Here is a 26,388-nt window from a genome sequence, read left to right on the forward strand (position 1 = left end):
CCTCTTTTCTATGGCAGTTCAGGTTTCTCAGATTCAAGCCGGCAGGCACAGGGCAGGTCCTCATCGGAAAACGCGCCGGGGATCACCATTTGGTTTTCGTCCGCAGTGATAAAATCCCGCCATGCCCAGTCTCGCCCCAATCCTTTTACAGAGATAAGATTCGGCATTGCCGTCTCCTCGATAGCCAAAGCTCTGGCCAGCAGATCCGGATATCTGTGATACAGCGTCCGGATCTCCCGCCGCTTCATGGAGGGGCAGAAAAAGCACGATGATTTTCCGGGGAGAGGCAGCCCTGCGCTTTGAATTGCCTGAATACAGTCTGTGCGCCGCCAGCCCCAATCCATCAGGGGATATTGCTTCTGATATTTTTTATCCAGCAGATCATGGGCTACCGCCCCCTGTCTGCGGCGTTCCTCTCCGGCATCATACCCAATAAATTTGACCACCTTTTCTCCTCTTGTCCATGTATCCAGGCAGGGCTGGTATTGGTTGCAAAACCGCTCCTGTGGGGCCACCTTGTGTTTGAGAGAGCAGCTTTTCCGGCCATAGGCAATGGACGGAAGCGTCCCGGAGCGGAGGCACTCCTGTTCCAGAGTGAGCCTTTGCCCACTTTTCTCCTGATACCAGACGCGGGTAATGGGTGGCATATCGTGCTCTTTCAGCCAGCGATCCATGATTTCCAGATACGCATAGGTGTGCGGCTGCTCGCCGCCGGGATCCGCAAATAAAATGAGGTCTACCGGGATATGGTTTTTCCACAGGCCAATCAACATGGCGGTGCTGTCTGTCCCTCCGCCATATCCCACCACATTCATCGTCCGCCTGCCTTCCCGAACAGCGCCTCCTTATATGCAGGGGCGTGGACCTCCAGCAGATACCGTTCATTTCCGCAGCGGTAGAGACAGACGCCCCGCTGGGGGAAACGGATGAGGTTGTACTCCGACTCCTCCAGCTGCAGGGCCTCCATGTAGAACTTTTTATCCACAGCGCCGGCATTGAACAGGAACTGATGGGGTGGGATCGCGAAGAGAGGTTTGGTCAGCTCCCGGATTCCCTCCTGGTTGAAGTCCTCCAGATTCTGCGAAGCCAGCAGCATGGCAGATTCCTTTTTGCGGACGCGCTTGAGGCAGTTGCGGATATACTCAATAATCGTAGTGCCCACAGCTACATTGTCCGACAGCCAGATATACAGCTCGTCCAGTGCCGCCACTGTATTGCCCTCAGTCAGCAGCTTGTCGCTGAGATAGGACAGGACATTGAAGAGCATGGCGCTTCGAACATTCTTACTGGCCTGCAGGAGTCCTTTGACACCGAATACCACAAAGCGGGAGGAGGTCACATTGGTGTGGCCGTTGAAAAACTTGCTCTCCGCCCCCTTGCACATGGAGTGAAGACCCAACAAAATTTCCTGCAGAATGGCGGCGGTGTAGAGTTGATACTTTCCCTCATCAAAATTCCTGTACTCCTGCTCGATGAGCGCGTACAGGTCAGAGAGGATGGGATAATCCTCCGGGGTCAGGCGGCTGAAATCGGTGCTGTCGCTGATGCGCCATCTTTCGTAAAGCCTGCCCACCATGATTTCGATAACATCGATCTGGCGGTCGGTGAAGCTCTTGTAGGAGCGGAAAAAGTCCCGCAGAAAACTGATGTGCTGGGACAGCCGTGTGGACTGACGGAAGGCGGCGGGGGCGTCCATGTCCTCCGGGCTGCCGCCGGCGTCCCAACATTTGGGTTCCAGCGGGTTGATCCGGTACTGTCCACTCATCAGATCCAGGAAGCAGCCGCCCACCGCCTCGCACATATCCTTCTGCTCATGCTCCACATCCAGGCTGATGGCGGATTTCCCGGCCTCCAGCAGATTGAGGAGCAGGAGCTTCATCAGGTAACTTTTTCCCTGGCCGGAGTTACCCAGAATGAGGATGTTGGCTGAGGTCTTATCATCATCCCGCTTATCAAAATCCACGATGACATTGGCGCCGTATTTATCCTTGCCGATGTAAAAGCCCTGGGGATCGGTCTTGCCGCTGTAGTTGAATGGATAGAGGTTGGCTACTGAGGAGGCCGGAAGCACCCGTTCAAACTGAGAGCCGAATGCATTGTGGCCGCTGGGCATGACTGATACAAAGCCCTGCTGCTGGCGGAGCATGAGCCGGTCCACATTCAGCTTAGAGCGCACCAGTTCAGTGAGCACCTCTGTCTGCAGGAGTTTGAGCTGGTCATAGCTCTGGGCAGTCAGCTCCAGATATACGGCGCAGTGGAGGAGCGGCTCCCGGTTCCGGTGCATGGCGGAAACCAGAGTGACCACATCCTGCAGGTTGCTCTCCGCAGTTACCGTCTGCTGCAGGTCATCGGTGGAGGAGCGGCTCATCCGGTGCTTGTTGGCGGCGTTGTGGATGATGCGCTTCTCCTCGGCCGGGGTCACCTGTCGGGTGTAGATACGCAGGGTGATGCCATCCTTTTCTCCCAGATGCCGCAGGATGGCCTGCTCATCCGTGGCGGTAGGATATTCCCGCAGCGCCCAGACGCATCGGTAAGTGTTCCCGCACAGGTAATGGTCCACATTGAACTGGATGACCGAGGGGGACACCATATCAAGAAAATCTTTGATCTTCGCATCTGCAGGCGTCTGCGCAAAATGATTCTTTCTGCTCTTTGCCAAAACTGTGATACCTCCTGTCCGGCCGACAGGAGGTATTCGTGGTATGAAAGATGGCCCGGAGATATCTCCTGACGGCCATTTTGTCTGGTTAACGGGGTGCTTTAGTCATTGAAGATGACCCAGCGTTCCCCGTCGTAATCCTCATATTTTTCGGTAGTCGCATTCTGCTCCAGATAGACCCCAAGCATCCGTTTGCGCTCCTCCGGGCTGGACAGCCGCGTCTTAAAGCCTTGATCCTCCAGATTTTTCTGGAGTCGAGAGAGGTAGGACTGGATATCCGAATCCTTCTCATTTTTAAGCCGGACGATGACAAAAAACTCTCGGGCAGTTGCCATCTGTACCTGCAGCCGGTCAAGCCCCATCATATCTCTCTCCAGCAGCCTGCGGATGACTGGAAGCTGCTCCTGCTCCTGAAGCTGGCGGTAGTGGCGCTTATTATCCTCAAAACTTTCCTTGGAATTGAGAGCCAGCATTTCAATTTCCGCCATCCCCTTGAGAACAGTCATCAGGGCATAGATCCGGCTGCCGATGGATTCCGGGGAGTGGACGGAGAGGTTGGTAGGTTCTATACTGAAAAACACCAGCTCTCCATGACTGGTGAGCAGTCCATACTCTGTGATTTTCTGGATATCAATCAGCTCCCGGCTGGTCTGCCGCTGCTGTGCGGCATTTTTCTTTTTCCTGCTCATTGTTCATTCACCTCGCTTCGATGCGCATCCCCCAGTCATAGGTCTGCTGCCGCAGGACGAAAAACTGGAGCGCATAACGGATAAAATCAAGGATGCTGGTATCCTCAATGCGGATAGAGAGAAATGCATAAGCCGCCGTGAACACGATTGGCAGGATGAAGCCAAGCTGTGCAAGGGCGAAGACAGAAATAAGGCACCCAATCCCCACAATGCCGATGTCCCGCAGCTCCCACAGCCACAGCGTGGCCTTGGATTTCAGATTGTCAGGGTAAATATACAAGCTCACACCTCCACCGATCACATCATAACCATAGAGAAGCCAGAGGACTCCTCCTCCAAATCTTCGGTCAACGGCTCATCCTCAGAGATCTGCTGAACAACACCCACATTGGAAAGGGCTTCATCTGTTTCTTCCTGCGGAATTACCGCATCTTGCTCCACAGCCTGCTGGTTTTCCCATCCGCTTACTTCCTGCTCGATCAAGCCAAGGACAAAATCCCTCTGCGACATGGAGCCGTGGGCTGCAAGGCAGCCCTTTACTCGTTCAAAGAGTTCACAGGGAACCACCACAGCCAATGTGCGCTCCTTTTCGCCCTTTCCAATGGTGTTCATGCCGGAAGAGATTTCCTCGCCGCGCTCCCATTTGATTAGGGCATTTTCAAGCAGGCCCACTACAAATGCCTTTTGAGAGAGGGGCTTGTGGGCCTCCAGATACTGCTTGACCCGCTGGAAAAGGACCTCCGGCACCTGGAAGGCCAGCGTCCTGTCGCCTCCGCGGACGGCGGGGGCAGGAGCGGAAAAGTGTGCGGTCAATACCTGCTCCAAATACTTGCCCAGCGTCAGCCCAAGGGACTCCTGCTCTGTCCGCACCTTGTTGTGCAGCTCCTCTGGGATCTGGCCGCATAGATTTTTGAGTTTCTCCATGATCTCCGATCTCCTTTTTTGAATTTACAATGCGGGTGGATTGAAGCAGAGAGGGATTACGGCATGGACCAGCGGAAAATATAGGAGGTCCATGCGTTCATCCGCAAGCAATTACTTCTTCAAAAAATAGGCGATCCCCCGCAGGACAAAGTCCACACAAGGGATCGCAACACTATTGCCCAACGCTTTATATCGGGCTGAATCCGACGCACCCGGAAGATCGGTCCAGCCATCTGGGAAGCCCTGGAGCCGCTCACACTCCATCGGCGTCAGGCGGCGGATGAGCTGACCGGTGCGTACCGGATGAATGGAATTGAGAGAGTTCCCGCTGGTGCCATGCTGGAGCGTACCGCAGATATCCCCGTTTTCATTGCCGTTTCTGCAGTCCAATCCGGCTACTTCCATAACAAGGTCCGTAGCATCCTTGTGCTGCCGGGCGCTCTGGGTGCTGACCACCTCGTCCGGATGAAAGACATCCACTCGCTGGCGGCTGAATACCGTGTGTTCATGGGCAATCAATGGCAGGTTGTTTCCGCCGGTCCCATACCTGGCAGACATGGTGGGAGCAACCGGGTGCGGTCCGGTATAGCGGGAGTCGATGCCGTGGTTTTCAAAGAGAACAGGTTGATTATTACCGCTTGTGCCTGCCGCAGCAGTAATGGCCGGACAGAGGTCAACCTCTATCTCTGCGCCACCCTGCTGGGTGGCTAATACCAACGGCTGATGCCCATGCTCCTGCGACCGGAGCGTACCGGCCACATCTTCACTGCAGTCCATCACACTGCCCCCCTGATCATTGAGGCATAGGACGGAAGGCACCATATTGGAGCCGCTTTCAGAGGCTTTCAGGGTAGGAGCGCATTCTGCCTGATAGCCGATCCCACCAGCTTCCGCACCCTGGCCAGCAGAAAATCCAGCAGCAAAAATACATGGATATCCTTGTCCGGCCTGCCCTCCGCCGGCAGTCAGTGCGGTGTGGCAATCGGGAGTCAGAAAGCAATCGCCGTTTCCTTTACTGACGATTCCAGCCACAAAGGTCTGCTGTTTCATTCCGGGCTGGGCGCCGAGGGCGGCGGCCACATCGTGCAGATCCCGTACCTCATCCCTCTGGTTTGCAGCGAAGGCCATCGGTTCAGCGAGAAAAGTCTGCATCTGCATATTGGTCGTGGCCATCAATGCGCCGGATACTCCTTTGAGATCAATGGTTTCCTCCCGCTGATTGATGTGGAAAGCGAAAACCTCAGATCCATCTATTCTTTCTGCCCTGCTTCCGCTTGAATCTCTAATGCTCTCTTGAGCTGCGGCGGAAGTTCTTTGCCTCTCGCCTTGGCTCTGCGCAGGATCCCCAAGCAGGCGGTCCTGCTCAAATAATATTTGTGGGGCACTTCGCCCTGCAAAATCTGCGACAAGGAAGATTCTTTTGCGGCGCTGGGCGACACCCCAGTATTGAGCGTCCATAACTCGCCAAGCCAGTGAGAATTGATCTCCCAGTATGATTGCCCCAGCAGATTCCCAACGCCCGGAGTCAGGTCGAGGCACTGCACCGGTACGAGCTTTAATTCGGACAATTTCCTCCAGGACAACCCGGAAGTCTTCGCCTCCCGCGGAACTGAAGGCTCCGGGCACATTTTCCCAGACCATGTATCGAGGTCGAACAGCGTGAGCTGCTCTACCACGTCGCTCATCTGCATCCCTCATTTCTTTCACTATGCGGACCTGCTCCATGAATAGCCCGGAGCGTTCCCCGGCAAGGCCGGCTCTGGCGCCGGCGACTGACAGGTCCTGACATGGCGAACCCCCGGTGATGATATCCACCGGGGGCAGTTCATTGCCGTTCAGTTTTGTGATGTCCCCGACATGGAGCATACCGGGAAACCGTTCCCTGGTCACCTCAATGGGAAATGCTTCGATTTCACTGGCCCATACCGGCTCAATGCCGTTGTGAAGGCCAGCCAGGGGAAACCCGCCGATCCCATCGAAGAGGCTCCCAAGAGTTAGCTTTTTTTAAAGGTGGATGTCTGAACGGCGCCGGGTTCCAAACTTGTTTCCAATGTCTTGCTTTTCATGTGGTTCTCCTTTTCTGAATTGTGAGGCTGCACTTGACTACTTGGCCGCTACAGTTTGGATCACTGTGCGGGTGGTATTGATTGCTGTCTGCGCTGCGTAAACGGCCGACATAATATTGGCGCGGGTAGAGGTATCCAGGCCAAAGGCTCCGCAGATCCTTGGAACCTCGCCGGCTGAGAGCATGAGGCCAAGTCCCAGCAGGGCGTGGTCTTTCAGCACCAACAGGCCGGCGGTCAGAATCGTTGCCTGCAGGAAGGTGGTCAGGCACAAACCGATGATTTGTTTGCACCACTGTATAAACCCATCCGTGTATCCGCGGGGGATGGAAAACATATAGAGCGATCCCACAGCAATTTGGATCAGCAGGATACCGCCGCGCTTTAAGTTACTGAAAAAGCATTTGACGATGGCATACCCCATCATGATGATCAAAAACAGAGCCATGATGGGGCTGGTAATCACAGAGGTCAGCCCACCGAAGACACCGGAGGCATCGATACTGCCAACAGTTCCGGCACTCAGGGCATCCGTGATCCCCGTTGCAAGGGCATCGATGCTCCCATATCCTGTAATGCCGTTGGTGAGACCGGCCTGTAGGTCGACCGCCAGCTTATACAGTTCCACCGGAACAAGTGTAAAGCTGCCAACAGCTATAAAGCCTTTGATAGCGCCCAGAGCAGTGTCCTTTACGCTGGCCCGGCCGGTCTGATACTCAATACCGCACTCGAATACAGCCACCACCAGCCCCACGGCATAAAGCGCCCAGGCCAGATAAGAAAAAAAGAGGACGATGGACTGTACCCAGCTCATTTCAAACAGTTCAACGCCCATATTGCCCATTTGGGAGAAAAAATTCCCAAAGAAGCCTACAAGCTGGGCATAGACCCAGTCGATGAACTGATCCATAATGTCGCCCAGCACAAAATCCCATATAAACATCTGGTTTTCTCACCCCTTTCAGTTGAAGGCAAGCTGCATTTCTATCAATGGCCAAAAGAAAAGCAGGGCCATGTGTCCAGCTCGGCCCTGTGATGATTTTCCTTTCTGGCTGATTAGTACATCTGCTGTCCGGGGTGCTCTGCAAAGTTTGGGGGCTGGAACACCTGCAGGTATTCATCCACACTTTCCGCAAGCAGCTGGTAGTCCTCCTGTTTCAGCTGGTAGACATACCACATGGGGCTGCCGTGGTCATCCCAGATATAAGGGAAGATCCCGCTTTTGAAGTTGGGGTTCATCACCTGCTTTTTTCCCAGCAAGTCAGAGAACCGGAGGACTGTATTGTCCACCTCTCCCTCTTTCCGGTTGAGGATCGTCATCTTCAGTGCCTCATAGTGAGAGGCGATCCCCATAGTGATAAAGGTCAGCTTTGCCCGCAGGTCAGGGTTGAGCCTGACAAAACAGGACCGTCCCACATAGGAAGCATCAGCGGCCGCAGTGGACTGGCCTATGATTTTCCGCAGCTCCTGCTCAAAAAAGTTCATTGACGCACACTCCTTTCGCACTGTCAAGGTCTATATTGAGTTTTCCGGCCAAGGTTCAGCTTACATCCCCAGAATCGTCCAGATATACAGCGGAGCAGTCAGTGTAAACACAAGACAGGCAAAGAGAATGGCGGGAGCTGTCCATTCAAACTGGCCATGCTTGCGGTAATCAAAATAAGCCATTCCCAGCTTTCCAAAGAAGAATACAGCCAGGATCAGGTCGATGACCGGGAAAACCACATTGTCTACCACCTGCTTGATCTGCTCAGAGGCATCCGACCAGGTTCCCTCGATGGCTCCCGCTACATCACCGGTTCCCGCAGCAAGGGCCGTGGTGCTGAACAGGCAGGTCAGCAGGAGAATAGTCAGGAGAAAGCCAAGGAGTTTCTTGCACTTTTTCATATAAACCGCCTTTCTTTTTGCGAAAAGAAAGAACCGCAGAGATCGTCCCCGCGGCTTGATTTCTATGCAGGCGGCAAGAAGGAGATCCCACGGCCTGTCTTTTCAGTGATTTATCTCGGTCTGTTACGGTTCCAGCGGGGCAATGTGCCAGTCATCCCAGAGACTGCCCCGGATCGTGAGTGAGTCGCTTAGGTTCATGGACAGCATTCCGGCTGGCGTCCAGCAGTCGATGAGCCAGGTGTTCACAGTATACGAGCCATTCGGATACCAGATAGGGGTAAAATGTGTGCGGCCCCGGTAGGTACTGTACTCGTTTTTCTGAAACTCAAATCGGGTATTGTAGCCGCCGCCCATCTGCTCCAGCAATCTCCAGAACATCTCATAGTTGAACTCAGAGAAGTAGCTGACTGCATTCTGGGCCGGAGTGGTGGCTGAACTCTGGGTGCTGCTCACATCGGTAGTGACCAGCTGATTGACCCCGTATCCTGATTTCATGCTTCGGCTGCCAGCAGTGGGATTCTTATTGTCTGGTGTGATGCGCATGGTGGCGGAAAGGCTGGCACTATAACGGTCCAGATCAAACTCCCACCAGCCGTGATCACACCAATAGCCATCCTCATCATCCCCATGCCATACCCAATACTCATACCACCAGGGACGCCAAATCGTCCAGTAGTTGGAGGTCTTTTGCTCCCGGCTGGGGATGGATGAAGGAGTGAAGGAGTCGTTCCGGTCATCTGCCACTGGATTGGGAGGGGGGTTCTGGTCCAGGTCTACGATTTTGCAGTTGATCGTCCCATGTGCGTTTCCGGGGCCGGACACTCGGACCGTGATGACCATATCCTGGGGAGTGTCCGGTGTCGTCCAGCGCACCCATGCCAGCTGGGAATCCCCCTCCGGATAATAGACATTGTCCACATGATAGTCCCGGCCATCGATGGTAAAGGTCACACGGGCAGGGTTATCCGGGTCGCTTTGGCCGCCGCTTACATCCACCGCAGTGATAACCTCGGTGTTGACCCGGTATTCGTAGTCATAGGTGGTGATGACGGGATCCTCCGGCTGCTCCTCGAACCGCACGATACCAAGCCCAAGCGAAGACTTGATATCCGCATTGGAGGCGTTTTTGTTGGTCGCTCCGGACCATGCCGGATAGCCAAGATCCGGCGTTTCCAGGAACATGGACAGCGGAAGGTTTTTGGCGGTCAGCGACCCCATCCAATAGCGGAGCTGGCCTCCCACGATTTCATCATAGAGGACCGCTTCGGTCGCAGTAGTGGCTATCATGACTCCCTCAAACTTATAATAAGCAATGGGTTCCAGAAGGATCTTGTACTCCCCGCCTATGAGAGTATCGAAGTCCATGCCACTATAATTGGCAATAGCCCGAATCACCTGCTCATCTGTAAAGTAACTTTTAATGGCTTCGATGTTATTTCGGCCATTAGTGCTAATAATTCGTGGGACGGCTTGAGTTGGTTTAATGCAGGTATAGCTTCCCTGCACAGGGGATAATGCAACCCCGTTGGTATATTGAAGCTTGCTGACCTTCCCAAAATGATAGATCGAGGCAGCTGGCGCCCTGTTTGTCAAATCAATAGGAGTAGATACCACTGCATGGTCATCGGACCGGACAATGGTCACCCGAACGCCTTCGTTGCCCGGATTCCAGCTGCCGTGGCTGGTGGCGTCCCCCAAGTTACCGCCACCACCGTCAATATTGCCCTCGCCAGTGGCGGCATAGGCGGTCATGGGACATAACAGCGTGAGTGCCACGGTCATCGTAAGCAGAATGCTCCAGATTCGTTTCATGCATCCTCCTTTCCGGCAAAGCAAAAAGCACGGCGACCGCCGTGCTTTTTGATAGGCTGGAGATCAGCCCATGATGCCGATTTTATTTCCATTCTCGTACATATCATCTGCTTCGGTTACATGATTGGCACCGCCATTTGGGACATTATCAAAACCAGGAAGGCCACCGCTGGTGTTGGTGGACGGGGGCGGAGGAGGCGGTTCCACCGTATCATGATCTTCCGCATCTGGCTTTCCCTCTACCGGGGTCCCATCCGGCTTTTGAGTCGGATCCTTCAGTGCCTCATCATCATATTCCGGTTTTTCTGGATCCCCCTGGATCGTCTGCTCGGTGCCCGAGGCCACGGCCCCGCTGCCGCTGTTCCCGGTTTCAGGGGTGGATGAAGTATCCGGGGTCTCAGGCTTCACCGTAATCTCCGGATCATCCTTTTCTGGACTAATGCTGCTGTCCGGCTCATCTACCATCACACCGCCCTGGGAGGAGCAGCTGGGGGGAGGCAGGGTGTCATTGACTGGCTTCTTTTCAAACTGACCAGCTATGATGAACACCAGAGCAGCGCAGGCGGCCAGACCTCCCGCCACAATCAGCCATTTCTTGGTCGCATTTTTCATGGTTGATACCTCCTTGTTTTACCAAAGCCTCTTGTGGAGAACTTCCTTGTTCAAGGCACACCCTACCACAAGAGGTTTCAGAAGTCTATGGGGACAATAGAAAACTTTTTGAAAACTGCTAAAACCTCGGCGTATAACCGGCACTGGTAGCCACGGTGATCCGCATGGCTGGAAGCAGTCTGCCTCCAAAGGAAACAGGTACCTCCAGTTCGATTTCGCAATTGGCAACGAACCGGTTTCCGGCCCTGTCCCCGCCAGCCAGAGGTGCGTTTTCAATATCCACATCCAGTCCCCACACCCGAAACTCGGTTTTGCCGTCCTCGGTGAATTTAACACGGGTCCCACCCTGATAGCTCAGGCCCAGTACCTCCTCCAGTCTACCATAAATATCACCATAGTCCAGAGATTCCTCGAAATCTCCGGCCATCGGCTGATACCCCCCGGAGTAACCTTCCCGGACACCATGATACACATCGTCATAGTTGTCATTGACGGTGGAGATCACCGCAGTCTGCACTGCGTCTCGCACCCCCTGGGCAATGATTAGAAGGCGGATGTACTCGCTGATGCCGCAGAAGATGATGACCAGCGCCAGTGTGATGGCGATGGCCAATGGAAAGCCGTTTCCTTTTCGGTCCCGCAGGATTTCTCGCAGCCTGGTCATTTCCAATACACCTCCGATTTCCCTGTAGCATCCGCCCGAAGTGTAATGGGAAAGCTCCCAAAGCCGCTGAACAGGCCAATGTTGGTTTCATAGGTGACTGTAACGGCCACCTCTTGGTTGAGCTGAATACGCCCGGTACGGCTCCATGAAATATCGGGGTTAAGCCCAGTCTGCTCCCGCAGTGCTTGTTCCCGCCGGTCGGTTTCAGAGCCTACCCGCCCGGCGATCTCCGCCTCACGGATCAGCTCGGTGGCAAAGGTGTCCAGCTGCTGTTTGGCAACAAATACCGGGAAGATCCGCACCGCCAGCGCAATGACCAGCATAGCGCAGAGGACAAGGATACACACATCCAGATATCCCTCGCCGCGCTTTGATCTAAGGATCTTTTTCAGCACAGCGTCACCCCCGTGTCCATGGTTGCGGTTTCCTCCTGACATTGAGCATTATATTCATTCAAAATGCTTGAAATGGAGCTTTCCGATGACAGGTCGGTTTTTCCGCCCAGAAGAAACTGATACAGTGTATCCAGCGGTTCCTCCTGTTGAAGGATTTTGGCCAAGTCCGCATCGTCCAGGTCATAGCTGTCATGAATAATAGAGCAGAGCAAATTTTCTTTGGCTGCGGTTTCTGCAGAGTGCTGATAAATTTTATCAGCAGACAGCTGTTTTACCTTGTGAGCATATTCTTTCATCTCATTTTCCGCGTTGCTGATCAGCTGGTAAATACCATCTTCTTTTGTGTCTGGCCGTCCGTGCATTCTTCCCACAATGACCAGATACAGTGATGGATATCATCGTCATGTACCATGTCAGATCCGTTCTCCTCAACCCATTTGCTGCTCACATCCCCAAGGGGGTCATCCAGAGTCAGAAGGAAGGAAGCGTCTTCATCACTAATCGTATCAACCAGGTTTTCATGGATGAAGCGGATGGCGGCGATATCTTCCGCCGCCGCAATGAGTTGGGCGGGATCGGACGCCATCCACTGCTTGACCTGCCGTTCATAGCTGGCCGACATTTTCTTTTTCAGTTCCTTGTGGTAGTCCACAGGCATCCTCCTCTCTAAAACATCCCACCCAGGGAAGTGATGATCTCATAGACAATGATGGCCAGATAGGTCATCAGAAAACACATCAGCATCAGGAACGAGAACACCCGGATCTTGGGCGGGATCTTCATGGCCTGGGCTTTCAGCCTTTGAAGCTCCAGCTGTTTCATGTCATGACTGAGCATCTGGAAGTAGGCGACGCCGTTGTCGCCCCGCAGTACGCCGATCAGTCCCCGGATTATATCCGACAGGAGGGGTGAATTGAACCTCGCCTCAAACCGGGTCAGCGCGGCCTCATAAGAGCCGGAGCGCATATCTGCGGTGAGAATGTCCAGCTCTGCGGCAAAGGTCTGGCCTGCATTGCGCTTATAGGACTCCACCATGCTCAGCACATCCCGGCTGGCGGCCAGTTCCTGAGTGATGGTGGCCACAAACCGGGGCAGCTCGGCTTCCACTTCGCCTCGCTTTTCACCCAGCCTTTCATCCGCCCGCCTGATCTCCTTGAAATAAACGGCAATACCCAGAAACAGAATCACAGGCGCCAACATGGGCAGTACCAGTAGGCATGGGATAATGCCCAGCAGGATAACAGATGCCTTCAGGATGGCAAAGGACGAGTAGACTTCAGGCGTCATCCCCATGCCCGCAGCGTTCAAGGTGTTTTTGAGGCGGCTTCGCTTATATTCATCCATGTGGATGTGGGGCGCCAGCTTGACAGCCCAGCCCATCAGGAGGGCTTCCATGCTCCTGGCCTGCTTTTTCTCCTGACGGCCAACGGAAAGCATGGCCCGCTGGGTGGCGAGGCGCGGAAGCTTCAGGAAATCCGCCGCAATGAAAAACAGGCCCAGAGCCAACAGAGCGCCGAATAGGAAAATCAAAACAGCCATGTCTGTCACCTCCGGTATTCAATGGGCTGTGTCAGCTTGATGACAAATGCCGTGGAAACGAAAATCACCCCGGCACAGACAGCCAGGATGATTTGACCCATGGCAGTATGCATCAGGGTGTTGAACCAGTCCCTGTTCAAAAAATAGAGCAAGGGGATATTTCCGACTACCAGCACCTGCATGATGATGAATTCCTTGCGGGGTTCAAACACCATATTTTCCAGCTCGCCGTTGACGATGCGCATATCGGATAGCTTTGCCACGATGGGTGTGAGGATCGTTTTAAGACCGCGGTCGTGCTGGCAGGCCAGAAGCGCCGCAACCCATTCCCGAAACACCGCATTGTCGATTTTGGTACCCATGTCCTGCAGGGCGGCATCCACATCCGGGTCCACCAGCTGGATCCGAGCCAGAAACTCGGCAAACACGCTTTTTACAGGTGGGTTCAGATACTCCAGGTTTTCCTCCACCGCCGTCTGGATGTCCTCATTGCGCAGATAGGCTGTAGTAATGATGGATAGGGCGGTTTCCAGCTCGGCGGCAATGTTCTTCTTGTAGTAGGAAGCTGTCAGCTTGATGAACCAGAACGGTACAAACATCATGCCCACAGCCAGCACTGGGACGAGAAAGAAATTGCCCAACATAATGGCGGCAGAAGCTCCCACCACAAAAAGCAGGAGGGACATAGCGCAGATGGCCGGGAACTTGGCCTCGCGCCCGGTCATTTTGAGGATGTTCTGAGTGTCGGCGATCTCACGGCGCAGAAAAGATTTCTTCTTGCGGTGGGTGAGTTCGTTGATCTCATCCTTGAGGCTTTTGGGCCGGCTGGTCAGACGGCGGAACACTCCGTCGGTGAATTCCATCGGCGACAGGCGCAGCAGGATAAAAAAGCCTGTGACCATGCCGATGCAGGCGATCAGTTGGATACTGGTCATACAGTCTTGCCTCCTTCCTGAAGCGTATTTTTGTCGGTGGCGGCCGTGGTCTTCGCTACCGCGCTGCCTTCAGCGTGGGGGCTGGACTCAGCAGGTACCGTCTGCTCAAAGCTCTCCATCAACCGGTCCAGCTCCTGCTGAGGCATCCCGTTCTCCACGAACCGTTTTTGTAGGCTCTCAGAGATTGGCGACACCGCTTCATGGACGCCGTCAATGTGGAACTTTCCATCCTCCAGCCGGTTTTCCGTGATCCGGAACCGATAGAGGGTATTGTATTGGCGGGAGCCATCCGGGAGAGTTTCACACTCCATGATTTCCATGATTTTTCTGGATTTGTCCTCCAACTGCTTGGCGAACACCGTCACAGGGAACGCCTCGGTGACCAGATCCATCAGGGTATCATCGGCCATCTCATGCTTTCTCTTGCACAGTGTGACCATACGCCGCCAGGTGGCCTGTGAGCTGTTGGAGTGGATGGTGGTCAGCACACCGTGACCGGTGCGGGCCGCTTCCTGCGCTGCGTATGCCTCCGCTGAACGCATTTCTCCCACACAGATAATGTCGGGATGATACCGCAGGGCCATGTCCAGCAGCATATCCTGATCCACGCTCTGCTTGGCATTCTCCGACTCACGGGTGATGGTGTGAATGACACTATTGGTGACCCGGCCATTTTTCTCTCGCACCAGATCCAGCTCACGGGAGCCATTTTCAATGGTGAAGATGCGCTTATTGTCGGGGATCGTGGTGAGCAGCCAGCCGGCCACTGTGGTTTTTCCAGAGCCGGTTGCTCCCGCCACACAGACCGAGACGCCATACCGCAGACAGGCGGAAAGAAAGTCCAGCATAGGACCTGTGGCTGTGCCGCCCCGGACAAAATCCTCCTTTTGCATATTCTGCGGGTTGACGATTCGGATAGAGGCGCAGACTCCCACATCCTCATCCACCAGCGGAGTCTTGAGTACTGCGATACGGATATTTTTGGAGAGATGGCCCAGTACGGCGGGGCTGGCATTGTCCAGCACCATACCGGAAACATGGAGCATCCTGCGGATCACATTGATGGCATGGTCGGGGCTGTCGAAGTGCTCCTCCAGCTTGACCATCTGGCCGCTGGAATACAAAACTTCAATATCACGCCAGGAATTGATATTGATCTCCTCAATACCGGAGCCGAAGATGTACTTGGTGAGGAAGCCAAACTCGGCCATCTCGGTGTAGAGAGCGTCCACCAGCTGTTCCCCGGACAAATCCCTGACAGCAATTCGCCGGTCCTGGACATATTTGCTGATGTATCGCTTGATTTGCTCCCTGGTATCCGCTCCCACACCATCTGTGATGAGGGTGGAATATTTGCCGGAGATATATTCCTGAACATCCTGCAGTACAGAACTGAAATCCTTACTCTCACTCTCCGGTGTGAAGAACAGGGAGTGGACCCTCTGGCCAGCAGCTGCTTCCGTGGCAATAGTACGCCGGGGCAGGTCATCTGCATCGGTGAATGCTGTCGCCGGGGCCTGGGTCTCAAAGGGTGGCTGAACCGCCTCATCCAGAGGAGATCCCTCCAACGCAGCCTCCTGCTTCTCCAAAACAGATTGCGGGGCCTCAATGGTGCGGCTGCCGGGACCAAACAGAGAATCGTTTCGCTTCTGTCCTAACATGAAAACACCTCCCGGCATACCTGCTCGATCTCCTTGCGGAAGCTCCTGCTTTCCTTCATAGTCAGGTCGGAGAGAAGAATGCCTGCGAGGAACTGGGCCTCCAGTTCCTCAGAGTGGGGCAGTATGAAGGCCACATTGCCCAGCGCCTGTCCAATCTGCTCCCCGGCCTGCTGGGGCTTCACATTGGCCGCGATTTTGTACTGTTTATCCGTATCCCACTTGGCGTCTTTCAGCAGAGGAAGCTGGCTGGAGAGATAGCTGATGCTCTTAAGGTCTGCATTGGCCAGCCGCAGGACGGAGTCTGCCTCCATCAGCGCCACGGCGGAGAGGATGTCATTGGCAATGTAGCTGCCGCAATCGATCACCACATAGGGGGCGATTTCACGCAAGCAATCGATGAGTTCTCTGGCCTGCGCTTCACCATAGGGAGGATAGGTGTACTCGTTTTCGCCCTTGAGCATCCCCAGAATGGTCAGGTATCCCAGCCTTTTGTGGGTAATGAGATTGTTCTTGACCAGGTTTTCGGTCACATGGGCAGCGGCCAGTACGCTTCCCAGCGACCGCTCACACTCCAGCTCAGACGCCGGGCAAATACAGGGCAGCATGGGGGCAGTCATATCACACAGGAGCAGGACAACATTTCTCTTTTTGTCCGCCAGATATTTGGCGATCTTCACCGCCATGGTAGTCTTGCCGCTGCCGGGGCTGCCCCAGACGGCCACTACGCCGCCCTCCTGAAGCTCCGAGGCTGTGGCTTCCTCGCTGGCAGAGCGGGAGAAAATACCGTTTTTCTTAAATTTCAGCATCAGGAAGCCTCGCTTTCATCCGTCGATCCAGCATCCGGAACCTCTGCATCCTCCGTTTCTGTAGAGTCAGGCTGCGCACTGTCGCTGGAAGAGTCCTCTCCGGCAGGCTCAGGGGGATACATCTTGGCAATCACCTCATTCTGCACCGCCAGGAACCGGTCGGCATTTTCGCGGGACCCACGATAGACCAGGGTCAGGTGCAGCTTACCGTCAGCCTCCAGCTCCGCCAGCACGCGGCTCTGCTCCGGGGAAACCAGCAGCGTTACTGTGGAGGGCAGCTCCCGCTCATCGTCTTCGGAGGGTGCCTCGCCGGTATTGGCGTCATAGCCGGAGGAGGCGGTGACACTGATGACCTCTACATATTTCAGCTCGGGTGGGATGACGGTCTGGCCCTGCTTTTTGAAATCCGGAGCCACTACGGAAACAATATCTCCGCTCTGCAGCTTGCCGGACAGACCAGTAGCAAAACTTTTGATGGTGATGGACATGGCCTGCTGGCTTCCATCCAGATTGTACAGGTAGGCGTTGTCAGCGGCAGGCTCGTCAGATACTTTAGTGTTGATGATATAGTCGCCTGCGGCCAGGTCAGCGGTGGCAAACTTTCCCACGACATTTTCCTTCAGGCGGATCACATTTTCGGGCAGGTTATAGCCGCCCACTTCTACAGCCTGCACCATATCGGCAGTGATCTCCTCACCAGCCAGAATTGGCTGAGTTACCCGGATGATCTGTTCTTTCTGGCTGACACTCTTATTGAAAAGAGGCGTCACACCAAAGCAGATCACCAGAGAGAGCAGGATGCAGATAACACCGACAACGGTTCGATTTTTGAACAGACTCATAATTGGCAGGTCCTCCTCAGTCAAGATTTGTTATGGGAATGGCGGAATGAATGCCGCCCGGTCAGGCGCTGGTCCGCTTGCAGCGGCGGCGCTTACGCAGCCTGGGAATCAGGATAGCGGCAGCCCCCAGGGGCAAGGCAATGCCGGTGATGGTGAGAATGGCCTTTTTATTCAGCTTCTTCATAGCGTTCCTCCATAATTCAAAATGTAAATGATAGCAAATCCAAAGGAAAGGAACGGCACCAGAGGCAAGGCTGTCTGGCTGGGCGCCGCGCACTTTCTTCTTCGAAACTTCTGTGTGCTCCAGTTGATTGCATAAAACAGTGCGGCAAGGGCAAGGCCAAGCGCCATGCCCCACAAGCCGTCTGTAATTCCCAGTACAAAGCCGGAGGCGGCGGTGAACTTGATGTCACCGCCGCCTATGGAACCGGGCTTATGCATAGCCGCAGCCAACAGAGGCAAGGCCGCCAGCGGGCCCATCAACTGGGCCGGATGAAAGACCAGCAGCCCCACCATGGTAATCAGGGCACAGAGTGTGTTTGGGATCAGGCGTTTCTGGCAGTCGAAGATGGCGCCAACCAAAAGCAGGGAGAAAAACAGCCACATTTGGAGGGCTTTCATTGGTTCCTGCAGTTGTGAGATGACTTCCAGTGGCAGCGGCGCGGGTGAGAGGAATGGCCGGAACATCCATAGAGGATTATCCGGCATAATCAAACATCTCCTGGATCCGCTCTGTCAGGGTGGGCATGACCACATCGCCAAACAGCGCATACAGGCCAGCCAGCACCAGAGCGCCGATGACCACCGCCATCAGGATCTTCACAGCGGTATCCACATAGCCCTCACCTCTCCGGTCCGTCAGGGCTGCATGGGCACAGATCATCATGCTGTTCATCTTGCCTGCCAGCTTATTCATCCGATTCTTCATGGTATTTTCCTCCTTATTCTGCAGTCACATATTCATGGCAGGGCCGGCATCATACGCCGGCCCCTTGGTAGGGTCCGGCGCTTCCAGACCTCTCTGATTCGGAGCTTGGGCCTGCACAAGAGCCTGCTGGTAGGCATCCAGAACAGCCGAATCAAACTCTGCTCTGGCCTCTTTGGTGCAGGGAAAACAGATATCCTTGTACTCACCGTTTCCGGCCCTGTAGCTGGGCATGGAGACAAACAGCCCCTTGGAGCTGTCCATGACCTTGATGCCTCGGACGGCAAAGCAGCCGTTGATGTTGACCGAGGCGGTGGCACGGCAGCTTCCCTCCGGGCGCAGGGAGTGGATTTTCACTGAGTAATGAGTGGGATAGACGGCGTGGCTGTCCTGCCGGACAGCAGGCTGGGCGCCAGACTTCTGTACGGTTTTCGACATACGCTGCTCCTTTCTTTTTCTGGCCGGGATCAGCCGGCGTAGTTAAACATCTCCTGGATGCGCCGGGTCAGGGTGGGCATAACGGTGTCGTCAAACAGGGCGTACAGCCCAGCCAGCACCAGAGCACCGATGACTACCGCCATCAGGATCTTCACGGCGGTGTCCACATAACCCTCTCCGCTGCGATTGGACAGGGCGGCGCGGAGAGAAACAGGCAGCTCTTTCATGGAATGGACAGCGTTTTTCAGATACTTCATGTAGCGTTCCTCCTTATAAAAAATGGACAGCCCACGGCTGCCCTGGAATCATAGGGTCATGGAAAGCGCGGGTGTTTCCTCAGACTGCTGCTGTGAGGTTGTAAGCGCCTCACAAGCCTCCAGCAGCTCCGGCTCTGGGGTAGGATGCGTCTGGCGCCAGCAATCCCGGATGGCCTGGAGTGGCTGTTCCAGTGTGGCCAGCTTTTCCTTCTGTTCTGTTGACAGGCCAGTGTTTTCACACAGGCAGCGATACACTGCCTGTGTATCGGCAATCTCGCCAGCCTTTTCCAGAAGCTCCGATAGGGCGGCGGAGCGCAGCGGTTCCAAATAAGCAAGGTACTCCTGTTCCAGCTTTTGAAACAGTCTTTGATCTGATCCATCCTTTCTGGACGGCTCCGGTGTGTTCATGTTTTCATGGATGACTGGAGTGAAGTCCACAGAGACGATTTCCCGCTTGTCCACATAGTAGAATGCGCTTCCATCGACATCATAAAGCTCGATCACATCTGAGATAGCGAGAGGATGATCTCCTCCGGGCAGTGTTCTGCGGCAGAACTTGTTCCAGATGTCTTCCAGTTCTTGGCTTTCGGCCTGTCCATCATAAGCAATGCGGTATTGGCTCGGGTTGGGGCCATCGAACTCCCTGGCCATCCGATCCAGCCCAATGAAGCGCATTTCGATGGGGGTATCTGGCTTGAGCTGCCAAATCCGCAGGGACTTGAGGGGCTGGGCGTTTTGAATGGACTCCCCGTTGGCCAGCCGGTCGTACACTCCATCCACCCAGCGGACCGGAAGATTTTTACGCTCCAGCCACCTTTCCAAGTCCTCACGGCGGAACATGGGGTCTGCCGTGAGGCCATCCCCCTCCAGATAGCCAACTGCGCTGCCATAATAGAACAGACGGCCATTCCTGATTTCTACACTCCGCATGGCGGCATTCCTCCTTTACTGCATCGTCATCCCTCCTTGGGTATGGGATTGCTCTTTGCCCTCGGTCAGCTTACTCAGGGCCTCTGCCGCCCATTGGGGGAGGCATTCCTCCTTCAGCACACCAATGAAATCTGTCCGGTTCCAGCGGGTTTCCTCGCCATCACCCAGACAGGTGCAGCGGATGCTGCGCCCGATGGCCCCAGGAGTACAGCCAAAGCCGTCATGGGCCAGCCAGAGCTGACTTCGCTGGTTCCAATAACTTTCCTTGAGGGTGTCCGGGGCAAGGACCAGAACCCGGCCCTCATAGTCCAGTTTTTCATAGGAACCAGATTCGCAGTGCTCAGGCCCCAGCAGCTCCAACTGCTTATACGCATCCCGGACCTGACTGATGAACTGGTCCATGCAAATCAAAGCCGTGTCTACCGCAAAGTACCGGTTTGTGCCATCCTGTGGGATATATGCCCCACGCTGCCAGTTCCGGTTTGCCTCGCTGAGCCGATCCTTGATAGGGCCCAACTGTTGGAGCGTATTGGCAAGGACAAAATTGGTCCGTTTGAAGCCCCATTGCTCCAAAATGTTTCGGGCAGTCCCCGGCTGAAGTATTCCATCGCCACTGGAATAACCGCGAATAGCCGCCTCAATCTCTCTGGCGCAGGAAACATTGGCCCGGAAACTCTCCTCCCACCTGTCCAACTCCCCACGCCTTCCAGCCTCTGCCTTGGAGTAGGGGTAAAGATACGCAAATTCACCGTTTTTCTCCCGGATGGTGTGATACCGCTTATATTCCGCAACCCGGCCATTCAGATCCTGTTCCGCACTCTCTCTGTCCGTGTGATAGTGAGGTGTGTAATACTCTGGATGCCCATGATCTATACGAAGCTGCCAGGTGGAAAAGGGAGATTTAGCTGCCTGGTTTTCACCGCTGACAAAGCCGGTTTCATTATCAAAGAGGACGCTGAACAGGGCTTGATATCCTTGGGGGAGAAGCTTGCCGGCGTGGACATCTTCACAACAGCTAAACATCTCTTTAACGAGCGTATCGGGCAGATCTGCCTGAAACCAGTGCTTATCTCCGTCATTGTCAACATAGAAAATGTTGCGATCCACCTCCGGAGAAGTTCCGCTTTCGGTAACAACGGCATACTCATTTGTGGCCAGATCATGGACAACACATATACCAAAGCATCGATCATTGTATGCCTTTCCATCAATTCGCCTTGCCGCCTGCTGAATCGGTTCCGGCATATCGGACAGGTCCAACCAGTAAATGGTTTCATCTTGAAAGTGATCCCAATGCTCAACGCCATCCAATCGCATTCCGTTCACCCCCGGTATTAAACTCCATAAACGGTATCCTCCAGCATAAGGCGCTCCTCCAGTTCTCCAATGCAGATCCCGCTGGCGGCAAGCATCTCCAGCAGATAAGGCGGCACATCCCGCAGATCATGGTCATATCCAGCTTCTGCGATGGTGACGGTATTCTCCTCCTCGTCTACATAGGCGCAGAGCTTGGCATTCTCCGGGATTCCAGCTTCATCCCGCAGATAGTCGGGCAGAGCGATCTCCTGTCCATCCAGACCGTCAAAGGGACAGTCGCCATCACAGCCGTCGCAAGGTCCGCTGGCTCTGGCCAGATGCACGCTAAGGTCCACAGTCAGCTGGTGCAGGGCGTCCATAGCCTGGATCACCTCCATAGCGGTCATCTTCTGCTTGAGGATAATGGCGGCACTGGGCAGTGCATGAAGTTCCGCTTTGTCCCCGTTTTCAAACCCGCAGAGCTTGAGTGCGGCGGCAGGAATGGCCATCTTTTCTCCGGTCACTTCTTTTACAAACTTCAAATTATATTCCTCCTTATAGCTTTGGGCTCAGGAGTGGGAGCAGCTGCTCCGATTCCTGCTGTTCGATTATGGATTCTCGGAATTGCTCCAGTTCCAACTGGGTGGGGCGATATTTCTGCATTTCCAATGCGGTCAGAAGGGCGTAGGACTGGTTGACCTCAGTCATCAGCCGGCGCAGGCCGGAAGAGCCCAGTTCAAGACCCATCCTGCGAGGAAAGGCGGTGAAGGTAACCGCATATCGTCCCGGAGTGGATTCGGGCGCTATCTGCATCTGCAGCCCGATATAGGCGTCGCTCTCCGGACGGATATATACATGGCCCACCGTGCTGGGGCAGGCCTTCAAACGGCCCATACTCATTTCCTCAATCAGCAGGGCCGCCTTTTGGAGCTTCTCCAGCTCATTTTGATGTTCGTGCAAGCAAATCATCCCCATTTCCGTCAAAGAGTGTCATTTGGGAGGGCATTGTCCGGTTTCTCTCCTGCGGATCATAGTTGGCGATGATCAACTCCGGGAACTGGCACCCATTGTCGTACCGCTGCTTGATGTTGTTGATGCGGGTGGTTTCCATCAGAAAAATTCCCGGCTGGTCGTACAGCCTCCGCACAAAAGCATCGTCGTTGTAGGACAGCAGGAACTTTCCCTGGATGGAGAGGAGGGTGTCCCTCAAACGGATGTGATCTGCTTCGGTGAATCCATTCTCACCGATGTTCTGGTAATACCCCTCTGTGGCATGGTAGGGCGGGTCGAGATAGAAAAAGCTCACCGGACGGTCGTACTGGCGGATCAGCTTTTCGAAGTCCTTGTTCTCAATAACGACCTTCGCCAGCCTGCGGTGGGCCTGTTCAATTAGAGGAAAATTAGACCGGATATCGTGGGGCTGGCTGCCGAAGCTGGTCAATCCCGAAGCATAGGAATAACGGATCAGCTGATAGAACCATGCAGCCCGCTGGACATCACTTGCGGGGCTGTCCCGTGCCAGCGCCGCCCGGACAGCATCGAAATCCTCTCTTGCATTCAGCACAAACCGCAGGGCCTCCATGAGTTCTTCCGGTTTTTCCCTGACACAGCGGTAGAGATTGACCAGTAGCCCGTTGAAATCGTTATAGACCTCGAAATCATTTCCGGGTGGTTTGTGAAAGAGAACCCAGCCACCCCCGCCGAAGACTTCAATGTATCGCTCGTAGTATATTGGAAACAGACTCACGATCAGCTCCCGCAGGGCCTTTTTGCCGCCGATCCAGGACATGAAGCTGTTCAGTTGCCATCACCCCCCTTCAGGGGCAGGCGGGTCTGGTCGGTGTCAAACTGTTCCAGGGAGCGGTTCAGACCGTGGATGGCGGCGGCGATACCGCTGATCCTGCGGGTCAGATGCCCAATGGTTGCCCGCACCTCCTGCTCGGTGGCGGCGTAAAAATAGCCGCTGGAGTTGCTGGCAATCGGGATCCCGGCCCGGCGCAGCTGATTGACAAGCTGCCGAAGCTCTGTGCCCTTGATGGAAAAGGTCCGTTCCAATTCCCGGCTGGTTGCGGCGCACAAAGCACCCGGATGGTATCGCCTCAGATGCTCCGCAAGCAGTTCCTTCTGCATGGATGCCTCCTTTCCGGGGCGTTTTTCCGAAAAAGGGCGCAAAAAAACAGGGACCGTTATCCCTTGCGGAAAAACGGCCCCTGTGTGTTCTTATTCTGTTGTTACCGGATCACCCCCAACCCTCGCAGAAGCAGGACACAGTCCAATGCTCCCTGGCGGTAGAGGTGTCTGCACTGGCGGCAAGTAACCTGATTCAATTGCCGGATATAATCCAGCATCAGTTTGCGGTGCTGTTCATCCAGCTGTGCGTCCTGTCGGATCTGGTCGCTGATGTGGGAGAGAGCAGCCTCCCCGCCAGCTTCAGGCAGCTTCTGATCCAGCTCCTGCAAAGCGGTTTCGATGAGGCGGTCTATGGTATCCTGCAGGATCTCTTTTCGCTCATCCATTGGAAGCACCTCCTATTTGCTCCACAACACTATCACACACTCTATGGAATAGCGATACCAAAATCCAATAAAAATACCGCCTTCACATTGTCTGGGCTGTCATCGGCGATCCACCCAAATCACTGTACTCGTAACGGAGTTCCCCTCCATTCCATGCAACATAGCCGTGGTCGGTGGCGCTCAGACCATGCTTTTGGATATACCATTCGGCATAGCTCTTTCCGTCAAAGCATTTGGCCAGAAAGCTGTCTCGGTCAATAATCCCACTTTTGACCGCCAGCTCGAAGCCGAATCTGCCAAGCTCGACCCCTCGGGGTATGAAGGCAAAGTGCTGGAGGTTCTGGGAAAAGTCCAATGCCTGATCCAGCCGGTGGCAGTCCTCCAGTTCCAGAACAGCCTGCCATTTATCCATCCAGTACGCCTCACCCTGGCCCTGTTCTGCCCATACATATCCAAAGTCAATGGCATGGCGCACAAGTTCGCTGGCTGAGTCATACTGGGAAAGGATATCCATCAGTTGGGGCAGACAGCAGTCCACCTCCAAAGCGATGCACTCGTTGAGGCTCTCTGCCTGCATTGCGTCCATGCCCAAAAGCAGTTCATCCGGATAATGGGGATCCGTGTATTCCCCGGCGTCGGGAAAGCCTATCCAGACACCTTCCATATTGGAGCGGCTGGCCAGCTTGATACGGATGGCGTAATCGCCGGTTGTGGGGAGTTCTGAGAGGTTTTTATCCGGTTGATGTTTTGGGGCAGCACTGCGCCGGATATAATGGCCTTCGCAAAACACGCCGGAGGCTCCTTCCTGCCGGAACATCTGCCCAACATAGGCGGGAGAGAAATAGGGGCGGGCAGCATCCGGAACCTGCTCCAGATGCTTCATAACAAACTGGCCCAAAGCGTCCTCGTCCCCGGCGCTGTAAAACAGCTCATAGCAGTGAAGCTGACCGGCTATATCGATGGCTTCGCTGGCTGTTTCAGGCTTCTCCAGCTTCATCGCACCGCGAAACAGGAGCTGCTCCTTTTCCGTCATGGCGGCAAACCGCTGTTCCAGCCACTCGTATTCAGATTTGGTCAGTTCCAGTCCGTCCAGTGTATCCATCAATTGAACAAGTGCCTGTTCTTCTGCCATATCAGATCATCTCCATTCCGTTCTGCTCCGGGGCTTCATGGAGAGACTGAACGGGCTGACCGTCCAGTCTGCGGATCAGCCCATATTCTGTGATGACACCATTCCTATCCTCCAGAAGCTCTCTGCCGATCTCCGCTGACTGACCCGTCTGGAAAAGAGCCTCCGGCAGATCCGGGTATTTCTCCCGCAGCACCAGTTCCGCATAACCCCATGGTTGGGCCACATCTGGACGGAGCTCATATTGGTCCAGATCCTCCATCAATCGGATGGCATCCTGCAGGCCGGAACAGCCGCTTGCTTCCAGAATCGCCTTATATTTTATAATGGCGTCCTCATTCCAAATACGCTGCTTCTGTTTGAGCAGGGTGGCCATTTTTTCCGCAGGGGCAAGCCCACCTGCATCTGCTATTGCGTCGTTAATCATCTCCCGAAGGGAGGGGATCAGGCATTCCACGCACTGGAACCCGCACTCCTTCTCGGAGTTGGCCCCCACCTTATCAATGGCCTGCCCTATGGCGTTTCCGACAGCAGGAAGATTCAGAAATATGCTTTTATCGCTGTCATACGCCGGGTCGTCAAAACGGCCCATGGTCACTTCCAGCACCACCGGAGAGCCTGACCGGTCAAAATAGGCCATCTGACCAGGCCGATACACTTCCTCAAACGACTCTCCATTTGATTCCATATAGCCGCAGCTGGTAAATACGCCGCCGATGGTCTGGCGATGTTCTTCGCCAAAGACCTCCAGAAGACGCCCATGATAGCCGCTGCCCGGTTCGGTGGTGTCCAGCAGGCACATGGCCTCTTTCGTAAGCATCTCGTTTTCATACAAAAACGCCCCCAGGCTTTCATCATTGAAAACATCGGGGAGAATATGGCAGTCTGCATTGAATGTAAGGTTGATAAGCCTGGGAATCGGGATGGATTTTGTGCCACGGGCCTGTTCCATTTTCAGCAGGCCATCCATGGAAAGCAGTTCCACACTGGTCAGCATGGTCAGCCGCATTGCAAAGAGGTTCAGTTCATAGAGATTTTGGGCGCCACCGATGAGTTCGGAGGAGAGGCCGGCCCACCAACTTCGTGTCAGCTCAATGCCGCAATTCCGGCCATCGGGGATCCGCGCCTTTTGGAGCGCATCATGAAACTCTGCCCAGGTTGCAGGAAGCTTCAGTGTGATAGCAGTTTCATATCCTCTGGGTCCGCCGTTGCTGATTTCAACCTCAAACGCTTTTTTCTGATAATCCAATTCGGCACCTCCTAACTGAGCGTCATGCCCATCGGCTCTTGCTCATAGGCTTTGGGATCTGCGCCGGGGACATCCCAACCGCATAATCCCGTGAGTTTTGTTATCCGAGGAGTTTCCCAGAATACAAGGAAACCCCTCGGGTATACACAAAAGTTACAGG

Annotated in this window: 34 protein-coding genes; all 34 read right to left on the minus strand. The window is 54.6% G+C overall.

Annotation, left to right across the window (positions count from 1 at the left end; all coding sequences use genetic code 11):
• Positions 1 to 8: 8 nt before the first annotated feature.
• Positions 9 to 815, minus strand: a complete 807-nt coding sequence (locus LKD37_RS09180) for an adenine nucleotide alpha hydrolase family protein (protein WP_069432229.1) — start codon at positions 813 to 815, stop codon at positions 9 to 11.
• A complete protein-coding gene (locus LKD37_RS09185) occupies positions 812 to 2,590 on the minus strand; it encodes a VirB4 family type IV secretion system protein (protein ID WP_081338368.1) in 1,779 nt (592 codons plus the stop codon). The genes LKD37_RS09180 and LKD37_RS09185 overlap by 4 nt, the downstream gene beginning before the upstream one ends.
• Before the next feature lie 170 nt (positions 2,591 to 2,760).
• On the minus strand, positions 2,761 to 3,348 hold the full coding sequence (locus tag LKD37_RS09190) for a hypothetical protein (RefSeq protein ID WP_069432227.1): 588 nt from the start codon (positions 3,346 to 3,348) through the stop codon (positions 2,761 to 2,763).
• Positions 3,349 to 3,355: 7 nt separating this feature from the next.
• Complete coding sequence (locus LKD37_RS09195; RefSeq protein ID WP_069432263.1) at positions 3,356 to 3,628, minus strand: hypothetical protein; 273 nt, start codon at positions 3,626 to 3,628, stop codon at positions 3,356 to 3,358.
• A gap of 17 nt (positions 3,629 to 3,645) precedes the next feature.
• Positions 3,646 to 4,272 (minus strand): hypothetical protein, encoded by a 627-nt coding sequence (locus LKD37_RS09200; protein WP_302928947.1) that lies wholly within the window; start codon positions 4,270 to 4,272, stop codon positions 3,646 to 3,648.
• A gap of 111 nt (positions 4,273 to 4,383) precedes the next feature.
• Complete coding sequence (locus LKD37_RS09205) at positions 4,384 to 6,243, minus strand: DNA cytosine methyltransferase (RefSeq protein ID WP_069432225.1); 1,860 nt, start codon at positions 6,241 to 6,243, stop codon at positions 4,384 to 4,386.
• A 132-nt stretch (positions 6,244 to 6,375) separates the two neighbouring features.
• Positions 6,376 to 7,278, minus strand: coding sequence for a conjugal transfer protein TrbL family protein (locus LKD37_RS09210; RefSeq protein ID WP_069432224.1), 903 nt, complete (start codon positions 7,276 to 7,278; stop codon positions 6,376 to 6,378).
• Between the two features lie 113 nt (positions 7,279 to 7,391).
• Complete coding sequence (locus LKD37_RS09215; protein WP_069432223.1) at positions 7,392 to 7,820, minus strand: hypothetical protein; 429 nt, start codon at positions 7,818 to 7,820, stop codon at positions 7,392 to 7,394.
• Positions 7,821 to 7,880: 60 nt separating this feature from the next.
• Entirely contained in the window at positions 7,881 to 8,222 is a 342-nt protein-coding gene (locus LKD37_RS09220) for a DUF3852 domain-containing protein (RefSeq protein WP_069432222.1), read from the minus strand.
• 123 nt (positions 8,223 to 8,345) lie between these two features.
• Positions 8,346 to 10,034, minus strand: a complete 1,689-nt coding sequence (locus LKD37_RS09225; protein WP_069432221.1) for a DUF8193 domain-containing protein — start codon at positions 10,032 to 10,034, stop codon at positions 8,346 to 8,348.
• A gap of 63 nt (positions 10,035 to 10,097) precedes the next feature.
• Positions 10,098 to 10,646: a DUF6550 family protein gene (locus LKD37_RS09230; protein ID WP_069432220.1), complete on the minus strand. Its 549-nt coding sequence runs from the start codon at positions 10,644 to 10,646 to the stop codon at positions 10,098 to 10,100.
• A gap of 118 nt (positions 10,647 to 10,764) precedes the next feature.
• On the minus strand, positions 10,765 to 11,310 hold the full coding sequence (locus LKD37_RS09235) for a hypothetical protein (protein ID WP_302928948.1): 546 nt from the start codon (positions 11,308 to 11,310) through the stop codon (positions 10,765 to 10,767).
• Positions 11,307 to 11,702 (minus strand): DUF4320 family protein, encoded by a 396-nt coding sequence (locus LKD37_RS09240; RefSeq protein ID WP_349048722.1) that lies wholly within the window; start codon positions 11,700 to 11,702, stop codon positions 11,307 to 11,309. The genes LKD37_RS09235 and LKD37_RS09240 overlap by 4 nt, the downstream gene beginning before the upstream one ends.
• A complete protein-coding gene (locus LKD37_RS09245) occupies positions 11,699 to 12,001 on the minus strand; it encodes a hypothetical protein (protein WP_069432262.1) in 303 nt (100 codons plus the stop codon). The genes LKD37_RS09240 and LKD37_RS09245 overlap by 4 nt, the downstream gene beginning before the upstream one ends.
• A gap of 20 nt (positions 12,002 to 12,021) precedes the next feature.
• On the minus strand, positions 12,022 to 12,357 hold the full coding sequence (locus LKD37_RS09250) for a DUF3848 domain-containing protein (protein ID WP_302928949.1): 336 nt from the start codon (positions 12,355 to 12,357) through the stop codon (positions 12,022 to 12,024).
• 14 nt (positions 12,358 to 12,371) lie between these two features.
• Positions 12,372 to 13,244, minus strand: a complete 873-nt coding sequence (locus LKD37_RS09255; RefSeq protein WP_069432217.1) for a type II secretion system F family protein — start codon at positions 13,242 to 13,244, stop codon at positions 12,372 to 12,374.
• Positions 13,245 to 13,249: 5 nt separating this feature from the next.
• Positions 13,250 to 14,179 (minus strand): type II secretion system F family protein, encoded by a 930-nt coding sequence (locus LKD37_RS09260; RefSeq protein WP_069432216.1) that lies wholly within the window; start codon positions 14,177 to 14,179, stop codon positions 13,250 to 13,252.
• A complete protein-coding gene (locus LKD37_RS09265; RefSeq protein ID WP_302928950.1) occupies positions 14,176 to 15,840 on the minus strand; it encodes a CpaF/VirB11 family protein in 1,665 nt (554 codons plus the stop codon). Before LKD37_RS09265 ends, LKD37_RS09260 begins: the two co-directional genes overlap by 4 nt.
• A complete protein-coding gene (locus LKD37_RS09270) occupies positions 15,834 to 16,646 on the minus strand; it encodes a CpaE/TadZ family protein (protein WP_069432215.1) in 813 nt (270 codons plus the stop codon). Before LKD37_RS09270 ends, LKD37_RS09265 begins: the two co-directional genes overlap by 7 nt.
• Positions 16,646 to 17,488, minus strand: a complete 843-nt coding sequence (gene cpaB / locus LKD37_RS09275) for a Flp pilus assembly protein CpaB (RefSeq protein ID WP_069432214.1) — start codon at positions 17,486 to 17,488, stop codon at positions 16,646 to 16,648. The genes LKD37_RS09270 and cpaB overlap by 1 nt, the downstream gene beginning before the upstream one ends.
• Positions 17,489 to 17,549: 61 nt before the next feature.
• A complete protein-coding gene (locus LKD37_RS09280) occupies positions 17,550 to 17,672 on the minus strand; it encodes a hypothetical protein (protein WP_278336462.1) in 123 nt (40 codons plus the stop codon).
• Positions 17,669 to 18,196, minus strand: coding sequence for a prepilin peptidase (locus LKD37_RS09285; protein WP_242878426.1), 528 nt, complete (start codon positions 18,194 to 18,196; stop codon positions 17,669 to 17,671). Before LKD37_RS09285 ends, LKD37_RS09280 begins: the two co-directional genes overlap by 4 nt.
• Positions 18,186 to 18,416, minus strand: a complete 231-nt coding sequence (locus LKD37_RS09290; RefSeq protein WP_069432213.1) for a DUF6133 family protein — start codon at positions 18,414 to 18,416, stop codon at positions 18,186 to 18,188. The genes LKD37_RS09285 and LKD37_RS09290 overlap by 11 nt, the downstream gene beginning before the upstream one ends.
• 24 nt (positions 18,417 to 18,440) lie before the next feature.
• Positions 18,441 to 18,851 (minus strand): SpoVG family protein, encoded by a 411-nt coding sequence (locus tag LKD37_RS09295; RefSeq protein ID WP_069432212.1) that lies wholly within the window; start codon positions 18,849 to 18,851, stop codon positions 18,441 to 18,443.
• Between the two features lie 29 nt (positions 18,852 to 18,880).
• Positions 18,881 to 19,078 carry a DUF6133 family protein gene (locus LKD37_RS09300; protein ID WP_069432259.1) on the minus strand — a complete coding sequence of 66 codons (198 nt, stop codon included), beginning with the start codon at positions 19,076 to 19,078 and terminating at the stop codon, positions 18,881 to 18,883.
• A gap of 78 nt (positions 19,079 to 19,156) precedes the next feature.
• Complete coding sequence (locus LKD37_RS09305; RefSeq protein WP_302928951.1) at positions 19,157 to 20,038, minus strand: YodL domain-containing protein; 882 nt, start codon at positions 20,036 to 20,038, stop codon at positions 19,157 to 19,159.
• A 15-nt stretch (positions 20,039 to 20,053) separates the two neighbouring features.
• Complete coding sequence (locus tag LKD37_RS09310; RefSeq protein WP_302928952.1) at positions 20,054 to 21,349, minus strand: DUF3849 domain-containing protein; 1,296 nt, start codon at positions 21,347 to 21,349, stop codon at positions 20,054 to 20,056.
• Positions 21,350 to 21,372: 23 nt separating this feature from the next.
• Positions 21,373 to 21,876 (minus strand): hypothetical protein, encoded by a 504-nt coding sequence (locus tag LKD37_RS09315; protein ID WP_302928953.1) that lies wholly within the window; start codon positions 21,874 to 21,876, stop codon positions 21,373 to 21,375.
• A gap of 13 nt (positions 21,877 to 21,889) precedes the next feature.
• Positions 21,890 to 22,294: a hypothetical protein gene (locus tag LKD37_RS09320; RefSeq protein WP_302928954.1), complete on the minus strand. Its 405-nt coding sequence runs from the start codon at positions 22,292 to 22,294 to the stop codon at positions 21,890 to 21,892.
• Positions 22,275 to 23,123 carry a DNA adenine methylase gene (locus LKD37_RS09325; protein ID WP_069432209.1) on the minus strand — a complete coding sequence of 283 codons (849 nt, stop codon included), beginning with the start codon at positions 23,121 to 23,123 and terminating at the stop codon, positions 22,275 to 22,277. The genes LKD37_RS09320 and LKD37_RS09325 overlap by 20 nt, the downstream gene beginning before the upstream one ends.
• Before the next feature lie 8 nt (positions 23,124 to 23,131).
• Positions 23,132 to 23,464 carry a hypothetical protein gene (locus tag LKD37_RS09330; RefSeq protein ID WP_069432208.1) on the minus strand — a complete coding sequence of 111 codons (333 nt, stop codon included), beginning with the start codon at positions 23,462 to 23,464 and terminating at the stop codon, positions 23,132 to 23,134.
• Between the two features lie 101 nt (positions 23,465 to 23,565).
• On the minus strand, positions 23,566 to 23,850 hold the full coding sequence (locus LKD37_RS09335) for a hypothetical protein (protein ID WP_069432207.1): 285 nt from the start codon (positions 23,848 to 23,850) through the stop codon (positions 23,566 to 23,568).
• Between the two features lie 82 nt (positions 23,851 to 23,932).
• A complete protein-coding gene (locus LKD37_RS09340; protein ID WP_069432206.1) occupies positions 23,933 to 24,982 on the minus strand; it encodes a hypothetical protein in 1,050 nt (349 codons plus the stop codon).
• Between the two features lies 1 nt (position 24,983).
• The gene (locus LKD37_RS09345) at positions 24,984 to 26,228 is read right to left on the minus strand and encodes a hypothetical protein (protein WP_242878424.1); all 1,245 of its coding nucleotides are present in this window, start codon (positions 26,226 to 26,228) and stop codon (positions 24,984 to 24,986) included.
• Positions 26,229 to 26,388: the final 160 nt, after the last annotated feature.

This window comes from Brotocaccenecus cirricatena (assembly GCF_020687045.1).
GTDB classification, from domain to species: Bacteria; Bacillota; Clostridia; order Oscillospirales; family Oscillospiraceae; genus Vescimonas; species Vescimonas cirricatena.

What these genes read in the sequence shown, in the direction of transcription:
- LKD37_RS09245 (WP_069432262.1), bottom strand. Translation starts at nt 12,001, where the DNA reads ATGAAAGAATATGCTCACAAGGTAAAACAGCTGTCTGCTGATAAAATT.
- LKD37_RS09185 (WP_081338368.1), bottom strand. Translation starts at nt 2,590, where the DNA reads ATGGTGTCCCCCTCGGTCATCCAGTTCAATGTGGACCATTACCTGTGC.
- LKD37_RS09295 (WP_069432212.1), bottom strand. Translation starts at nt 18,851, where the DNA reads ATGTCGAAAACCGTACAGAAGTCTGGCGCCCAGCCTGCTGTCCGGCAG.
- cpaB (WP_069432214.1), bottom strand. Translation starts at nt 17,488, where the DNA reads ATGAGTCTGTTCAAAAATCGAACCGTTGTCGGTGTTATCTGCATCCTG.
- LKD37_RS09325 (WP_069432209.1), bottom strand. Translation starts at nt 23,123, where the DNA reads ATGTCCTGGATCGGCGGCAAAAAGGCCCTGCGGGAGCTGATCGTGAGT.
- LKD37_RS09270 (WP_069432215.1), bottom strand. Translation starts at nt 16,646, where the DNA reads ATGCTGAAATTTAAGAAAAACGGTATTTTCTCCCGCTCTGCCAGCGAG.
- LKD37_RS09280 (WP_278336462.1), bottom strand. Translation starts at nt 17,672, where the DNA reads ATGAAGAAGCTGAATAAAAAGGCCATTCTCACCATCACCGGCATTGCC.
- LKD37_RS09200 (WP_302928947.1), bottom strand. Translation starts at nt 4,272, where the DNA reads ATGGAGAAACTCAAAAATCTATGCGGCCAGATCCCAGAGGAGCTGCAC.
- LKD37_RS09335 (WP_069432207.1), bottom strand. Translation starts at nt 23,850, where the DNA reads ATGGATGAGCGAAAAGAGATCCTGCAGGATACCATAGACCGCCTCATC.
- LKD37_RS09255 (WP_069432217.1), bottom strand. Translation starts at nt 13,244, where the DNA reads ATGGCTGTTTTGATTTTCCTATTCGGCGCTCTGTTGGCTCTGGGCCTG.
- LKD37_RS09330 (WP_069432208.1), bottom strand. Translation starts at nt 23,464, where the DNA reads ATGCAGAAGGAACTGCTTGCGGAGCATCTGAGGCGATACCATCCGGGT.
- LKD37_RS09225 (WP_069432221.1), bottom strand. Translation starts at nt 10,034, where the DNA reads ATGAAACGAATCTGGAGCATTCTGCTTACGATGACCGTGGCACTCACG.
- LKD37_RS09260 (WP_069432216.1), bottom strand. Translation starts at nt 14,179, where the DNA reads ATGACCAGTATCCAACTGATCGCCTGCATCGGCATGGTCACAGGCTTT.
- LKD37_RS09305 (WP_302928951.1), bottom strand. Translation starts at nt 20,038, where the DNA reads ATGCGGAGTGTAGAAATCAGGAATGGCCGTCTGTTCTATTATGGCAGC.
- LKD37_RS09220 (WP_069432222.1), bottom strand. Translation starts at nt 8,222, where the DNA reads ATGAAAAAGTGCAAGAAACTCCTTGGCTTTCTCCTGACTATTCTCCTG.
- LKD37_RS09190 (WP_069432227.1), bottom strand. Translation starts at nt 3,348, where the DNA reads ATGAGCAGGAAAAAGAAAAATGCCGCACAGCAGCGGCAGACCAGCCGG.
- LKD37_RS09290 (WP_069432213.1), bottom strand. Translation starts at nt 18,416, where the DNA reads ATGAAGAATCGGATGAATAAGCTGGCAGGCAAGATGAACAGCATGATG.
- LKD37_RS09265 (WP_302928950.1), bottom strand. Translation starts at nt 15,840, where the DNA reads ATGTTAGGACAGAAGCGAAACGATTCTCTGTTTGGTCCCGGCAGCCGC.
- LKD37_RS09215 (WP_069432223.1), bottom strand. Translation starts at nt 7,820, where the DNA reads ATGAACTTTTTTGAGCAGGAGCTGCGGAAAATCATAGGCCAGTCCACT.
- LKD37_RS09235 (WP_302928948.1), bottom strand. Translation starts at nt 11,310, where the DNA reads ATGACCAGGCTGCGAGAAATCCTGCGGGACCGAAAAGGAAACGGCTTT.
- LKD37_RS09340 (WP_069432206.1), bottom strand. Translation starts at nt 24,982, where the DNA reads ATGGCAGAAGAACAGGCACTTGTTCAATTGATGGATACACTGGACGGA.
- LKD37_RS09210 (WP_069432224.1), bottom strand. Translation starts at nt 7,278, where the DNA reads ATGTTTATATGGGATTTTGTGCTGGGCGACATTATGGATCAGTTCATC.
- LKD37_RS09180 (WP_069432229.1), bottom strand. Translation starts at nt 815, where the DNA reads ATGAATGTGGTGGGATATGGCGGAGGGACAGACAGCACCGCCATGTTG.
- LKD37_RS09230 (WP_069432220.1), bottom strand. Translation starts at nt 10,646, where the DNA reads ATGAAAAATGCGACCAAGAAATGGCTGATTGTGGCGGGAGGTCTGGCC.
- LKD37_RS09285 (WP_242878426.1), bottom strand. Translation starts at nt 18,196, where the DNA reads ATGCCGGATAATCCTCTATGGATGTTCCGGCCATTCCTCTCACCCGCG.
- LKD37_RS09300 (WP_069432259.1), bottom strand. Translation starts at nt 19,078, where the DNA reads ATGAAAGAGCTGCCTGTTTCTCTCCGCGCCGCCCTGTCCAATCGCAGC.